This is a genomic window from Methylobacterium sp. WCS2018Hpa-22 (assembly GCF_031843785.1).
GTDB lineage: Bacteria > Pseudomonadota > Alphaproteobacteria > Rhizobiales > Beijerinckiaceae > Methylobacterium.
The window spans coordinates 157,331-171,003 of record NZ_JAVTJA010000007.1 but is presented as its reverse complement, the minus strand read 5'-3'; the positions used below and the strand labels follow the sequence as shown (position 1 = coordinate 171,003).

11 protein-coding genes are annotated in these 13,673 nt (G+C 65.9%); 6 read left to right on the top strand and 5 right to left on the bottom strand.

Going from position 1 to position 13,673, the window contains the following annotated elements; genetic code table 11:
* The first annotated feature begins 8 nt into the window (after window positions 1-8).
* The 4 genes from gatA to RQI43_RS11475 all read left to right on the top strand — a co-directional run bounded on the left by gatA (window position 9) and on the right by RQI43_RS11475 (window position 3,765).
* On the top strand, window positions 9-1,490 hold the full coding sequence (gene gatA, locus RQI43_RS11490) for an Asp-tRNA(Asn)/Glu-tRNA(Gln) amidotransferase subunit GatA (RefSeq protein ID WP_056424143.1): 1,482 nt from the start codon (window positions 9-11) through the stop codon (window positions 1,488-1,490).
* A gap of 10 nt (window positions 1,491-1,500) precedes the next feature.
* The gene (locus RQI43_RS11485) at window positions 1,501-1,800 is read left to right on the top strand and encodes a hypothetical protein (protein WP_056424145.1); all 300 of its coding nucleotides are present in this window, start codon (window positions 1,501-1,503) and stop codon (window positions 1,798-1,800) included.
* Window positions 1,801-1,868: 68 nt separating this feature from the next.
* Window positions 1,869-3,341 carry an Asp-tRNA(Asn)/Glu-tRNA(Gln) amidotransferase subunit GatB gene (gene gatB / locus RQI43_RS11480; protein WP_056424146.1) on the top strand — a complete coding sequence of 491 codons (1,473 nt, stop codon included), beginning with the start codon at window positions 1,869-1,871 and terminating at the stop codon, window positions 3,339-3,341.
* A gap of 88 nt (window positions 3,342-3,429) precedes the next feature.
* Complete coding sequence (locus RQI43_RS11475) at window positions 3,430-3,765, top strand: hypothetical protein (protein ID WP_311275240.1); 336 nt, start codon at window positions 3,430-3,432, stop codon at window positions 3,763-3,765.
* 655 nt (window positions 3,766-4,420) lie between these two features.
* On the opposite strand, the gene RQI43_RS11470 is transcribed toward RQI43_RS11475, so the two are convergent.
* The 5 genes from RQI43_RS11470 to RQI43_RS11450 form a co-directional block, all read right to left on the bottom strand.
* Complete coding sequence (locus tag RQI43_RS11470) at window positions 4,421-6,226, bottom strand: methyl-accepting chemotaxis protein (protein WP_311275239.1); 1,806 nt, start codon at window positions 6,224-6,226, stop codon at window positions 4,421-4,423.
* A gap of 139 nt (window positions 6,227-6,365) precedes the next feature.
* The gene (locus RQI43_RS11465; protein ID WP_311275238.1) at window positions 6,366-7,391 is read right to left on the bottom strand and encodes an HlyD family secretion protein; all 1,026 of its coding nucleotides are present in this window, start codon (window positions 7,389-7,391) and stop codon (window positions 6,366-6,368) included.
* Between the two features lie 35 nt (window positions 7,392-7,426).
* Window positions 7,427-7,621: a DUF1656 domain-containing protein gene (locus RQI43_RS11460; RefSeq protein ID WP_056424155.1), complete on the bottom strand. Its 195-nt coding sequence runs from the start codon at window positions 7,619-7,621 to the stop codon at window positions 7,427-7,429.
* A gap of 12 nt (window positions 7,622-7,633) precedes the next feature.
* A complete protein-coding gene (locus RQI43_RS11455) occupies window positions 7,634-9,658 on the bottom strand; it encodes an FUSC family protein (RefSeq protein WP_311275237.1) in 2,025 nt (674 codons plus the stop codon).
* Window positions 9,659-9,707: 49 nt separating this feature from the next.
* On the bottom strand, window positions 9,708-10,124 hold the full coding sequence (locus RQI43_RS11450) for a DUF4345 domain-containing protein (RefSeq protein WP_207412021.1): 417 nt from the start codon (window positions 10,122-10,124) through the stop codon (window positions 9,708-9,710).
* 247 nt (window positions 10,125-10,371) lie between these two features.
* Here RQI43_RS11450 and RQI43_RS11445 point away from each other — a divergent pair, with 247 nt between their 5' ends.
* Together RQI43_RS11445 and RQI43_RS11440 are read left to right on the top strand one after the other, a co-directional pair.
* Window positions 10,372-12,072 (top strand): DUF6538 domain-containing protein, encoded by a 1,701-nt coding sequence (locus RQI43_RS11445; RefSeq protein WP_311275236.1) that lies wholly within the window; start codon window positions 10,372-10,374, stop codon window positions 12,070-12,072.
* 421 nt (window positions 12,073-12,493) lie between these two features.
* Entirely contained in the window at window positions 12,494-13,237 is a 744-nt protein-coding gene (locus RQI43_RS11440) for a Crp/Fnr family transcriptional regulator (RefSeq protein ID WP_311275235.1), read from the top strand.
* Window positions 13,238-13,673: the final 436 nt, after the last annotated feature.

Sequence of the window (13,673 nt, the reverse complement as noted above, 5' to 3'; positions counted from 1 at the left end):
CAGGCCCCATGACCCAGATCAACGAACTCACCCTGGCCGAGGCCCGCGACGGGCTGAAGGCCAAGGACTTCTCCGCCACGGATCTCGCCAAGGCGCATCTGGCCGCCATGGAGAAAGCGCGGGGCCTCAACGCCTATCTGCTGGAGACGCCGGACCGCGCCCTGCAGATGGCGGAGGTCTCAGACGCCAAGATCGCCTCCGGCGAGGCACGGCCCCTCGAAGGCCTGCCGCTCGGCGTCAAGGACCTGTTCTGCACCCACGGCGTCGCCACCACGGCCGGCTCCAAGATCCTCGAAGGGTTCCAGCCGCATTACGAATCCGCCGTGACCCACAATCTGTGGCGCGACGGCGCGGTGATGCTGGGCAAGCTCAACCTCGACGAATTCGCCATGGGCTCGTCGAACGAGACGTCCGCCTATGGCGACGTGGTCTCGCCCTGGCGCCGGAGCGGCTCCGAGACCAAGCTGGTTCCGGGCGGCTCGTCCGGCGGTTCGGCGGCGGCGGTGGCGGCCCATCTCTGTCTCGGAGCCACCGCCACCGATACCGGCGGCTCGATCCGTCAGCCCGCCGCCTTCACCGGCACCGTGGGCATCAAGCCAACCTATGGCCGCTGCTCGCGCTGGGGCACCGTCGCCTACGCTTCGTCGCTCGACCAGGCCGGCCCCATCGCCCGCACGGTGCGCGATTGCGCGATCCTGCTCGGCTCCATGTCCGGGCCGGATGCCCGCGACACCACCTGCGCCGACCTGCCCGTTCCCGATTTCGAAGCGGCGGTGGCGCGGGGCGTGAAGGGGCTCACCATCGGCATTCCGAAGGAATACCGGGTGGAGGGCATGTCCGCCGAGATCCAGGCCCTCTGGGACCAGGGCGCCGCGATGCTGAAGGATGCGGGCGCGACGATCCGTGAGATCTCGCTGCCGCATACCCGCTACGCGCTCCCGGCCTATTACATCGTCGCCCCGGCCGAGGCCTCCTCGAATCTCGCCCGTTATGACGGCGTTCGCTACGGCCTGCGCGTGCCCGGCAAGGACATCGCCGGGATGTACGAGAACACCCGTGCGGCGGGCTTCGGCCGCGAGGTGAAGCGGCGCATCATGATCGGCACCTACGTGCTCTCGGCCGGTTATTACGATGCCTATTACGTCCGTGCGCAGAAGATCCGCACCCTGATCAAGCGTGATTTCGAAGAGGCCTACGCCTCCGGGATCGACGCGATCCTGACGCCCGCCACCCCGTCCGCCGCTTTCGGCATCGGCGAGAAGGGCTCTGGCGACCCCGTCGAGATGTACCTCCAGGACGTCTTCACCATCACGGTGAACATGGCGGGCCTGCCCGGCATCTCTGTGCCGGCCGGCCTCGACGCGCAGGGGCTGCCGCTGGGCCTCCAGCTCATCGGCCGTCCCTTCGACGAGGAGACGCTGTTCGCCGCTGCCCAGGTGATCGAGGAAGCCGCAGGCCGGACCAAGCTGCCCGCCGCGTGGTGGGCATGAAAGCGCGACCATGACCGTCCCGGTCTATCCTTTCGACGTCTGGATCTGGGCCGCGTTCGATCCCGTCCTGATCGCCATCGCGCTGGTCATGGGCTGGAAGTCGGATCAGTTCGTGAAGGTCATCCTGGTCTCGCTGATGGCTTTCGCCATCTCGGTGCTGGTGTCCTGGGCCGTTACCGCCATCGGCATCCCCTGGCCGGCGCCGGTGAGCCATGACGGGCCGACCTTCTTCCCCATCCGCTGGATGGCGGGCTTCCTGTGGGGCACCGTGGGCTTCATGGCACACCAGCTCTACCGCCTGCGCGCTTGACCGCGCCGGCCGGTCCTTCCACCTTTCCGGCGCGGTTTCGCGCCGCGCAACACTGAATCCGGGCCATCATGACCGCTGCCGTGAACCCCAAGAAGCTCATCAAGGGCGGCCTGCACGACTGGGAGGTCGTGATCGGCATGGAGATCCATGCTCAGGTCACGAGCCGCTCCAAACTGTTCTCTGGCGCTTCCACCGAGTTCGGTGGTGAGCCGAACGACCACGTCTCCCTGGTGGACGCGGCGATGCCCGGCATGCTGCCCGTCATCAACGAGGAATGCGTGGCCCAGGCCGTGCGCACCGGCCTCGGCCTGAAGGCGCAGATCAACCATCGCTCCGTGTTCGACCGGAAGAACTACTTCTATCCGGACCTGCCGCAGGGCTACCAGATCAGCCAGTTCAAGGACCCCATCGTCGGCGAAGGCGAGGTGCTGGTGGACCTGCCCGAGGGCGAGACCATCACGGTGGGCATCGAGCGCCTGCATCTCGAGCAGGATGCCGGCAAGTCCCTGCACGACCAGAACCCGACCCAGAGCTTCGTCGACCTCAACCGCTCGGGCGTCGCCCTGATGGAGATCGTCTCGCGGCCGGATCTCCGCTCGTCGGAGGAGGCGCGCGCCTACGTGACCAAGCTGCGCACCATCCTGCGTTATCTCGGCACCTGTGACGGCGACATGGAGAAAGGCTCCCTCCGGGCCGACGTGAACGTCTCGGTGCGCAAGCCCGGTGACCCGCTCGGCACCCGCTGCGAGATCAAGAACGTCAACTCGATCCGCTTCATCGGGCAGGCCATCGAGGTCGAGGCCCGTCGCCAGATCGCGATCATCGAGGATGGCGGCACGATCAGCCAGGAAACCCGGCTGTTCGATCCGGGCAAGGGCGAGACCCGCTCCATGCGCTCTAAGGAAGAGGCGCACGATTACCGCTACTTCCCCGACCCAGACCTGCTGCCGCTGGAATTCGACCAGGCCTATGTCGACGCGCTGGCCGAGGGACTGCCGGAACTGCCGGACGCCAAGAAGGCGCGCTTCATCGAATCCTACGGCCTGTCTCCCTACGATGCCGGCGTGCTCATCGCCGAGCGGTCCTCCGCCGATTATTTCGAGGCGGTGGCCAAGGGCCGGGACGGCAAGGCCGCGGCGAACTGGGTGATCAACGAGCTGTTCGGGCGCCTCAACAAGGAAGGCCACAGCATCGAGACGAGCCCGGTCTCGGCGGACCAGCTCGGCGCCATCGTCGATCTCATCGGCGAGGGCGTGATCTCGGGCAAGATCGCCAAGGACCTGTTCGAGATCGTCTGGTCCGAGGGTGGCGACCCGCGTCAGGTCGTCGAAGCGCGCGGCATGAAGCAGGTCACCGATACCGGAGCCATCGAGGCGGCGGTGGACGAGATCATCGCCAAGAACCCCGACAAGGTGCAGCAGGCCAAGGAAAAGCCGACCCTGCTCGGCTGGTTCGTCGGCCAGACCATGAAAGCCACCGGCGGCAAGGCCAACCCGGCGGCCGTGAACGCATTGCTGAAGGCGAAGCTCGGAATCGAATAAGGCTGGGCCGATCCTGGACGCGGACCGGTTCGTCCCTAGGAGGGACACGGCCGCGGCCGCGGCCGCGCCCTACGCCGACCTCCGGCATGTGGGTGCCAGCGCCATTCCGGGGTGTCTCACGAAAGGCGGCCTCGATCTCGTCGTGCGGGTGGATGCGGCGGAGTTTGACCGCGCCGAGGCTGCCCTCACGGCCTCGTTCCGGATGATGAAGCCCGGCTCGATCCGAACGGACGATTTCGCAGCCTTCGCGGACGAGACACGCGCGATTCCGCTGGGCCTCCAACTCACCGTCGAGAATGGCCGCTACTGGCGCAGTCCAACGCGTTCAAGATGGGGTGCGACGGGCTTTCCATGGCGGCGTATCACGCCGGAGAAGGCGGCCTTCATCGACGCGGTGTTGACCACGCGGGCGCGACGAGGGTGATCGTATCGAAGAGAGCGAACGCCTAACGCGCTCGGTCATCGTGAGACCGCGCAGCCGAGCCGCGGTTGACGACTTCAGCGAGCGATCTCCGGCACGCCGCTCAGATCTGCGAACGCCCTTCATGGAAGGAGAGGGACCTGCGCCAGCCGAAAGCGATGCTTTCATGGGTTATCCCGCTCGCGTAGATCGCGCAGCGGGTGGGCCCCGAAACCAGAAGATTCGCCACGAACCATGGCCGATCCTGCAAGGACATAGGCGGCGGAAGCGGTCGAGTTGGGGCATTCTGCGTATTCGAAGTCGTGCCGTGTCGGCCGCTTCTGCACCCCGGAGACCGCCTCCGTCCCGTAATTCGTATTTGTGCTGCTCAACGTCCGGACCGAATTAAACCCGGATGATCGTCACAGCATCCTGCTGGGGTGGAGTCATTCCCGTCTCCTGCGGCTAAGTTGGTCGCGATCGACAAACGATCAGCGCCTCCTCGTTGCTTGAGATGTGCTTTGCTTCGAAGCACATGATCAAGGTGCGACTGGATTTGACCCGCGTCAAGTCCCTATCTCCACTTTCTCGAACCTGTATTCATTCCCATCTGGACGGTTCGGGAAAAGCTATGGACCTTCAGGCGCTTGGCGCCTCGCGGCCGCCGCGAAGGACCGCCTCAGGCGACGTTTCGCAGGGCGCCGCTCCTGGTCGAGGGGGAAAGGCTCGGCGCCTTGCCCGTCGCCGCCTCGTAATCGGCGGCCAGATCCGCAGCGCCGCGCAGACGCCCCGGCTCGTCGCGGTAGCTGCCCGTTCCGGCCACGGGTGCTCCCTGCCATTGCCTCTCGATCGCCAGACGCTCGGGCGTGCCGGCGAAGGCGGCGATGAAAGCATCCGCCGCCATGAGCAGGCGGCAGGCGCTCGGATGGTCGGCGACGGCGGCAGTGTAGTACCAGGGCGCGGGTGCGATGTTGCCGGGCACGATCTCGATGCGGCCGCGCCACGGGCTGTCGGCGCCGGTGCAGGCCCAGTGCATGATCGGCGCGTCCACGGCGAAGGCATCCACCACGCCCTCGGCCAGAGCGTCGTGGATGCGGCCCTGGTCGGTGATCGGCACGAGGCTGCCGAGGGTCGCTACCCGCCTTCCCTTCGCCTGGAGGTTCTCGGCCCAGCGAAGCCCGGCGGCCTCCAGGGTGGCATAGGCGCTCGGATCGTTGATGACGCCCAGCGTCCGCCCTTCGAGGTCGGACAGGCTGCGGATGCGCGTGTCGCCGGTGCGGCGGGCCAGCACGTAATGGAGATGGGTATAGGCCTGCGAATAGGCGATGGCGCCGAATCCCGGGCTCGGCGGCAAGGCCGACCAGACGATGTCGGCGGGCGCCTCGGCGGCGGTCCGGCCCGCATCGAGCAGTTCCGTGCACTGGTCCCAGGGGCATTCGACGAAGACCGGCGCGACGCCGAGGGAGCGAGCGAAGGCCGTGGCATAGGCGATGTCGAGGCCGAGCAGGGCGCCGCCGGCGGACTTGCGGAAGGACAAACCCTTGAAATCGGGTTCCACGGCGATCCGCAGGGTACCGCGTGCCCGGATGTCGTCGAGGAGATCGAAGTTCTTCGGACGGCGAGCGAGACCGTGCCGGGCCATGTCCGGCGCGGGCAGGCCCGAGGCGGTCGCCTGCAGCGTGGCGTCGGCCAGGGCCAGGGCGCGAGACGTCTTGGCCTCCGTCCGGTCGATACTGCTCTGCATGGCGCCGAGAGCCTCGCCGATGGAGGCGTTGCTGGCGCTGATCGCGGACAGTTCGACGCCCACACCGCCGAGCAGGGTCTCGATCCGGTCGGCGGTGGACCGAACGGCGCCGGCGAGTCCGTCCAGGGCATGGTCCGTCGAAACCCGCAGGGCAGAGAGATCGGCGCGGACATCGGAGAAATCGATGATGCCGGCCGCGTTGCGTGCACTCTCCCGGGTCTGGTCGGCCAGGGCGCGGACCTCGGCGGCAACGACGGCGAAACCGGGCCCATGCTCGCCGGCCCTCGCCGCCTCGATCGTCGCGTTCAACGACAGCATCCGGATCGTCGCGCCGATCCCATCGATGGCGGCGACGATCCGGCTCGCCTCGGCAGCCTTGGTGTCGATGCGCGCGCCGATGCGGGCGATCTCGGCGTTGATCGCGCGCATGGCCTGCCCGACCGCATCCACGAGCTCGCCGCGGAGGCGCTCGGCCGTCCCCGCCGCCGTGTCGCGCCCGACGCTGCCGAGCGTCGCCGCCAAGGAACGGTCGACGCCTGTCGATTGGCGACGGATCTCGCGGGTGAAGCTGGCGGCCTGTCCATTGGCGCGGGCGGCGTGGCACATGAGTGTCGCCATGCCGGCCACAGCGTCGGTGACGCCCCCGCCTTCGGGCGCCGCGGTCGGGTCGTTCTCAAAGGCGTCGATGGATTTCAGCACGTGACCCGACCCAGCCGAGAAGATGCCGGAAGAATCGCTCATGGCCCTTAAGCGCTGTTGAAACCTCTTCGCGATCCGTGCTCAACTTCGCGCCAATACTGAAGAAGTTTTCACCTCTTCATCGCCGGGGCATGCTGCCCCGAGGCATTCGGCGAAGCGCGACGTCTTCCCGGCCAGGGCTTCAGCGGGCCGCCGCCCCCGGAACACGCTCCTGCCCGGAGGAGGCGGAGGGTCCCGTGAAGCGGTCGCGCAGGGTCTTCCAGAACGCGCCGCCATGGGCACCGGGCTCGCCCACGGAGACGGTGGCGTTCATGCCGGCCACCAGGGTGACGCCGTCGGGAACCCTCTCGATGCGGATGCGCACGGGGACGCGCTGGGCGAGGCGCACCCAGGTATAGACCGGGTCGACATTGGGCAGGCCCTGCGTGCTCGGCGAGGCATTGGCGTTGCTGATGCCAAGCGTGATGCTTTCCACCCGGCCATCGATGAGAGCCGAGTAGCCGAGGAGTTCGGCCCTCGCCACGTCACCCACACGGATATGGGCCAGCTTCGTCTCCTCGAAATAGCCGTCGATCCAGAACGAATCGGTGTCGATCACCGCAACGTTCACGGTGCCGGCGGTGGCATAGTCGCCCGCGCGCAGGAGGAGGTTGGTAACGCGCCCGTTCACCGGAGAGCGCACTTCCGTGCGTCCTCGGTTGACCCGGGCCTGATGCAGCTGCGCCTTCGCGGAAGCCAGCGCCGCCTCCGCGATCTTGGCGGTGCCCGCATATTGCTGCTTCTCCTCCACCGAGGTGGAGAGGGTGGTCAGGGCCTCGCGCCGGGCCGCCTGGGTCCGCTTCACCTGAAGATCGGCCTCGCGGTTCTCCAGCTCGGCCTGGGCGGTGGCGATGGAAATGTCGAAATCCACCGGGTCGATCACGTAGAGCACGTCGCCCTTGGCGACGTTCTGGTTGTCGGTGACGCGCAGCTCGACGATCTGGCCGGAGACCTGGGGCGCTACGCTGGCCACCTGCACGCGGACGCGCCCGTCGCGGGTCCAGGGCGCGGTGACGTAGAATTGCCAGACCAGGGCGGCGGCCAGGCAGGCGCAGGCCAGGATCACAACGGTCGCCAGGAGCCGCACCACGCGCCAACGCCGGCGCCGGGCGAGGGACGGCGCGCGCTCGCGGGACGGGCGAGCATCGGAGAGGTCGTCGTCGGCCATTGTCAGGCAAGATCCATGTCGGCGGCACACATTGCTCAGAAGAGAACGATGAGAAGCGCGAGGATGCAGACGAAGATCCCCGCCTCGGCCAGCGGCGGGTTGGCGACGTAGCGGCTGAAGCGGATGCGGCTGAAGCCGAACCGCAGGAGCACCATGATGGCCAGGGCCGCCACCACATAGGCGACGAAGGGCGAGATCAGGACGCCGCCGAGATCGATGTCATGCCGCACGGGGCGCCTCCATCAGGCCGGTCGCAGGATGCCGAGGCGGCGCAGGAGGCGGTGCTGGCTCTCCATGATGCCGCCCGCCGTCACCAGGTCGCTGACGAGGCGGGCGATGTCGAGCCGCGTCGGGGCGCCCACGGATCGGCTGTGCCGGAGGAACGCACGAACGGACCGGGAGAGCGCGGCCGTGTCCGCCGCCTCCAGTCCCTCCCGCGCCTGCCTCGCGGCATCGTTCAGAGAAGGCTCGTCGGGGAGGCGGCACAGCTGGGCATGGGCGCGGGAGGCGGCCGATTCGAGGCGGGCCAGGTCGAAGGCGCGGTCCAGGCTCGCCGCGCGGACGGCGCCGCTGCCCGAACTCCATTGCGAGAATTGCAGCAGCCGATCGCTGTTGAGGCTGGTGCGGGTGGTGGCGTCGCCGCCATCGCCAGCCAGCGCGTCCAGCACCGAATCCCGAGCCGAATCGAGGGCGAAGGCGCGGCGCTGGGCGGGCGAGATCGGCAGTACGATCCGCACCGCGACGAAGAGGATACAAGCCGCCATGGTCACCAGGAACGCGTTCGCCAGGAAGGTCTGCGCGTCGTAGGTCTGCGGGTTGGAGGGCGACAGGAGGACCATGAAGAACACGAGCAGGATGAAGCCGATTCCGAATGTCGGCGGGTTCAGGCTGAGAAAACACGCCACGAAGATCACCGGCGCGATGGCGATGGCGAGCAGTGGGAAGCCCTGCTCGCCCCCCAGCACGCCGAAGAGCACGATTCCGGCGCAGAGCGCCGCGATAGGCATGCCGATGAGGACGCCGCGGGCGAAAGCCTTCGAATCCGGCGCGATGGCCGAGAGCGAACAGGTCGCCGCCACCTGTACCAAGGCGAAGGAGGTGGCGGGCCAGCCGGCGGCGATGAGGAGGAGGGCGGTGGCGCCAAAGGCGATCCCCACCCGTGCCGCCCCACGAAGGGCCACTGGCAGGTCGCGATGCGTCGGCAGGGCGACGTCGCGCTTCGGTCGGCAGCCGGTGGAGAGGGCGTTCAATCCATCCTCGGCAAAGGAGGAGGCGCGCGCGAAATCGAGGCCGCGCTGCAGCACCAGAATCTCCAGGGGCTCGCTCGTCCCACTCTGGATTGCCTCATCCACCAGGGCACCGAGACGATGCGAGGCCGTGTCGGCATCGGGCTTCCCGTCGTCGGTCAGACCCAAACAGATCCGGCGGGCCTCGGCGACAGCCTCACTCTGGCGGTCCAGCAAGGCGGCGGCGGCCGTGAAGGCACGGCTCGCCGCCGCCATGGCGTAGAGCGCGGCGATGGCGCTGCGCGCCCCGGCGGCCCGGCGGGCGCCGTCGTCGAGTTCGCCGCCGATGGCGCTGGCATCGGCGCGCATCACCGCGATCTGCCGGATCAGGGCCGCCGCCCGCTCCGAGCCGGGATCCGCCCGGGACAGAGTCTCGCGGGCGAAAGCCCTGGTGGCCGACAGGGCCTCCGAGAGCGGCTTGCGCAGGGTGCGCCACGTGCTGGGCGAGGCCAGCGCGTCGTTGATGAAGGTGATGGCGACGATGCCGATGGTGATCGCCGCGACGCGGTCGATGGCGGCCTCGAAGACCGCCTGCGGCGTGTCGATATGGGCGACGGCGACGATGGCGACGGTGAAGCCCGCGAGCATGGCGCCATAGGCCCGCGTGTCCTGCAGGAAGTGGGCGACGAAGACGCAGAGGCCGAGCCAGGTCGCCACGGAGACCAGGAGGAGAACCCTGTCCTGTCCGAACGCACCGATCAGCAGGATCGATATCGCGCCCCCCGCCAGGGTGCCGAGAAAGCGGTACAGCGCCTTGGACAGGGCCTGGCCGCGTTTGGGCTGGGCCAGGATCGCCACACAGACGGCGGCCGACGAGGCGCCGGAGAGCTGAAGCCAGAACCCGGCGTAGAGGGCCAGCACCATGGCGAGCCAGATCCGCAAGGCGAAAGCCCAGGCGGAGGGCGCGGGAAAGATGCGCTCGACGAACGAGAGCACGCGGTCGGCCGGGGAGGGGCGTGTTTCGGCGGACAGCCCGCTCATCGGCAGGCTCCGCTCACAGGGAAAGCCCCGTTCACAGGGAAGGCTCCGTTCACAGTGAAGGCTCGCCCGCCGCCGCATCCGCGGCCTTGCCGGCGACCCGCATCTGCCAGAGGCAGAGGAGGGGCGTCACCACCAGCTCCATGATCAGCGCCCCCAGCATGACCGCCGAAGGCAGGCCGGTGAGATAGAGACCGAGCAGCCTCGCCAGACCGCCGAGCGCGACGACGAGGGTCAGGAAGCGGAACAGGCGCGATTTCGCCTCGATGGCCGGGACGCAGCTCCAGAACAGGATACCGATGCCCATCAGAAGACCCGACAGGTAGCGGAAATGACTGTCGGCGGAGATCTGGGCCAGGCTGTTGCCGCCGACTCCTCCAAGCCCGAACAGGATTCCGAAGAGGCCGGACGCCACCGGTATGATCGCGGCCACCGCCACGACTCGTTGCAGCGCCTCGCGCTCCCGCATGCGTCCGTTCCCCGTTCAGGCCCGGCTGATCCCGCGCCCGCGAGCCGGCTCCCAGCCGAACTAGATCAGGCCTTGATCTCCTTCAAGCGCTTGACGCATTTACTATAAGAGGATTGTTTTCCCCTGTAAGTCACTGAGTCATTGTGATATAAGGGTTTTTCAGAACGAAGCGGTATACAAAACCGGTATACAGACCATGCCAGCGGCTCGAAAATTAAAGCGCTTCTCGGGCCGCAAGGACTCGGGGATGCAACAATTCCTAGCCCGCGTTCCGGCCGACATGATCGAGCGCATGAAGGGGCGCAGGGTCTCGCTTGTCTTGCCCGCATCAGGCCCGGAAGGCGAAGTGACGGTTGAAACCAAACTCGGTCGGTTCGTGAAGTTCTCGCTGGCGACACGTGATCCTGAGACCGCTGTCGTCCGCCGTGCCGCTGTGAAAGCCGATCTCTCGCGCCTGTTCGACGGTGTGCGACGGGGACCGGCTCCCCTCTCTCCAAGGCAGGTCGTGGCACTGAGCGGCGAGGTTTACCGCCAACTGGTGGATCAGCATTCCGAGAACCCTGGCACACCGGATCAGTGGGAGCGGTTCAAAGCTCTGACTCGTGCTGCCTTGGAAGGGAAAATTCCAGGGGCTCCACCGATCTCCCACCAGGGCAGGGCGGATGACGCGATCATAGCCGAGCTTCTGTTCGGCAACGATGCGACGGCGGTGATCGATGCGCTTGCGCCAGACTATGGAGACCGGGCGCTTGAGCAAAGGGTCGGGCGGCTGACGCTATGGGTCTTGGACCGGCATGGGATCGAAGTCGACGACGAGCGACGGCTTACCCTCATGCGCGAGATTGCAAAGGCGGCACTACAGGCGGCATGGACGATCAAACGGGCATCGCGTGGCGACTTCCGGCCTGATCCGGACGCGAACCGGTTTCCTGAATTCAAGGCGGTTCCGGGGGTCTCTTCGGATAGGGCATGGACCACGTTCGAAGCCTGCAATACGGCATGGGCGGCAAGCGAACTGCCCAAGCTCGGATCGAAACGGAACCGCCAGACCGCCACATCGAACCTCGCTGCGCATGTCGGCCATAACGACATGAGCCGAGTAACCGGCGACGACATCATGGCATGGCGAGCATCGATGATGGAGAGCGGGTTAGCGCCGGGGACGTGCAAGACGAAGCTCAGTGATGCCCGCGCTGCGTTCGGATATGCTTTCGCTTACAAGATGATTCCGACCAATCCATTCACGGGCCTGCGCATCGGGATCAAGGCCAACCGCATGGCACCACGTGAGCGTCGGAAGGGGTATACTAGCGAAGAGGTTGCGGCCATCCTTTCCCTGTCTGGGGATGAGTCGAGGCCTTTCCTGAAATGGCTGCCCATGCTGGCGGCGACGACAGGCGCGCGGATCACTGAGCTTTCCCAACTCTGGAAAGAGCGTGTCCGGTGCATCGACGGCGTGTGGACTCTGGAAATCCGACCAGCTGAGGACGGTGGTTCGGTCAAGACAGAGGCCAGCGCGAGGGACGTGCCGATTCATCCCTTGGTGATGGAGGCGGGATTTCTGGCGTTTGTGAAGAAAAGCAAGCCCGGACCCTTGTTTTACCGGCTGACGAAGGATCGGAGCCCGGAGCTCGTTCACCCTTCCAAGAATGTAGCCGACCGCCTTGGCCGCTGGATACGTGATGCGGGCTTCACCGACGAGTCAAAGGCTCCGAATCATGCGTTCCGGCATTTCTGGAAAACACGGGCGTTCCAGTGCGGGGTCTCGTCTGATGTCGCTGATTGGCTGCAAGGGCACAGGACACCGGGAGAGGCGAGCAGGTATCGCCACATTGAGGCCGACCGGGAGGCATTAGCAAGAGCCGTTGCAAGCGTGACCATCCCTTCCAATGATAGGGAACCGGACGGCGCTATGCCGGTCCCGATGCAGGCTTCATCGCCTCAGTGATCCCAAGGCGGATAAGCTCCCGGATTGCGTAGCTGCGCGACGGGTAGTCCTCCCCCGGCCAGTTAGCCCGTGCGATCTCTACAGCTTCTAGTGGTGAAAAACCTGACGTTTGGTACCCGGTGCCGGGGCTGCTTTCGACCCTTTGCAGACCCTCGGAAGGTCTGCTTGCAGGCTTTTGGTGAGGCAGTGTTTCAAGCGTGGATCGGGGTATATTATTGCCAGTCTGCGTTGAGCCGAAAATTTAGCTGAGCAGTCATTCGCCTTTTTTCGCAGTTTTACGTCGCCCGTAATTATTACTAACGTATGATGGTACGCGCGGCCAGTTACTGCTTTATGTTGAAAATATCGTCAGCCGTTCCGATACAGGTGCTGATGCCTGGGAGAGCCGCGCGCTTCCGCCTGCAATGCAAGGCGAAGCCACATGGCCTCGAAGTCTTCTCATTTCTTACAGCCGATGGTCATCAAGCTGGAGAGCATCTCCACCCTCACGGAGGAGGAGCGCCAAGCCGTCGAGACCTTGCCCGTTAGGGCTCAAGCTTTCAGAGCGGATCACGACATTGTCCGCGATGGCGAGACGGCCACGCAGTGCTGCCTCATTCTCGAAGGCTGGGCCTGCCGCTACAAGATCATGGGCGAGGGCAAGCGCCAGATCTTCTCGTTCCACATCGGCGGTGACATCCCAGATCTTCAAAGTCTGCACATCCCACGGATGGATCACAGCCTCGCCACGATGACGGATGCTACCGTGGCCTTCATCCCCCATGAGGCGATGCGGGATCTCACCTACCGTTTCCCACGCCTCGCCGCAGTGCTTTGGCGCGACACGCTGGTGGATGCAGGGATCTTCCGTCAATGGATGGCGTGTATGGGCCAGCGCTCGGCCTACGAGCATCTCGCCCACCTCTTCTGCGAGTTGTACCTTAAGCAGGAGGCCGTGGGCTTAGCGGGTGAGCATCGCTGTTCTTTGCCGATGACGCAGGCTGACCTTGGGGACGCAACCGGCGTGTCGAGCGTGCACATCAACCGCACGCTGCAAGAGATGCGGGGCAACGGGCTCATTACCCTCCGTAGCAACACGCTGGTCATTCTGGCTTGGGATAAGCTTGTCCGCGCTGCCGAGTTTGACGAGACCTACCTACACCTGCGGAAGCAATCAGCCGGATGATTCCGCACGTCCCGCCGGTACGTAGATCATCAGCCTGCCAAGGCCGTCATCCATTCCATCGGTGAGGAGCCGGTAGCAAACGTCCGCTTCAGAGCGAAAGGCCAGTGTCCGCTCCCCACCCATCCCGGACGTTGGGGATGGGTACCATCCGTCAGATTTTGAACCACTAGAACCGATTCCGTGAGGGTCACGGAAGTGTCGATGGTCGGGTCAGTTGTGCTAATGTCGTGAGCTAAAGGCATTTATAGCGTTCTAGCGTGCGTGAGGATGGCATATCGCCGGGATGGGCGTTTAGATCGATTTAGAGAGGTCACCAGTGGCCGTTATAACACTCAAGGCTTTCGGCTTGGCCTGAGGCATTCTAGGGGCCTCCTAGAGCCTCCTGAGCGATTTAGACAAAATGCGTCGAGAACGCACTTCTCTCTGGAACTGAGCC

Excerpts from the sequence above, each read along its gene's own strand:
- gatA (WP_056424143.1), top strand. The coding sequence starts at position 9 with ATGACCCAGATCAACGAACTCACCCTGGCCGAGGCCCGCGACGGGCTG.
- RQI43_RS11485 (WP_056424145.1), top strand. The coding sequence starts at position 1,501 with ATGACCGTCCCGGTCTATCCTTTCGACGTCTGGATCTGGGCCGCGTTC.
- gatB (WP_056424146.1), top strand. The coding sequence starts at position 1,869 with ATGACCGCTGCCGTGAACCCCAAGAAGCTCATCAAGGGCGGCCTGCAC.
- RQI43_RS11470 (WP_311275239.1), bottom strand. The coding sequence starts at position 6,226 with ATGAGCGATTCTTCCGGCATCTTCTCGGCTGGGTCGGGTCACGTGCTG.
- RQI43_RS11465 (WP_311275238.1), bottom strand. The coding sequence starts at position 7,391 with ATGGCCGACGACGACCTCTCCGATGCTCGCCCGTCCCGCGAGCGCGCG.
- RQI43_RS11455 (WP_311275237.1), bottom strand. The coding sequence starts at position 9,658 with ATGAGCGGGCTGTCCGCCGAAACACGCCCCTCCCCGGCCGACCGCGTG.
- RQI43_RS11450 (WP_207412021.1), bottom strand. The coding sequence starts at position 10,124 with ATGCGGGAGCGCGAGGCGCTGCAACGAGTCGTGGCGGTGGCCGCGATC.
- RQI43_RS11445 (WP_311275236.1), top strand. The coding sequence starts at position 10,372 with ATGCAACAATTCCTAGCCCGCGTTCCGGCCGACATGATCGAGCGCATG.
- RQI43_RS11440 (WP_311275235.1), top strand. The coding sequence starts at position 12,494 with ATGGCCTCGAAGTCTTCTCATTTCTTACAGCCGATGGTCATCAAGCTG.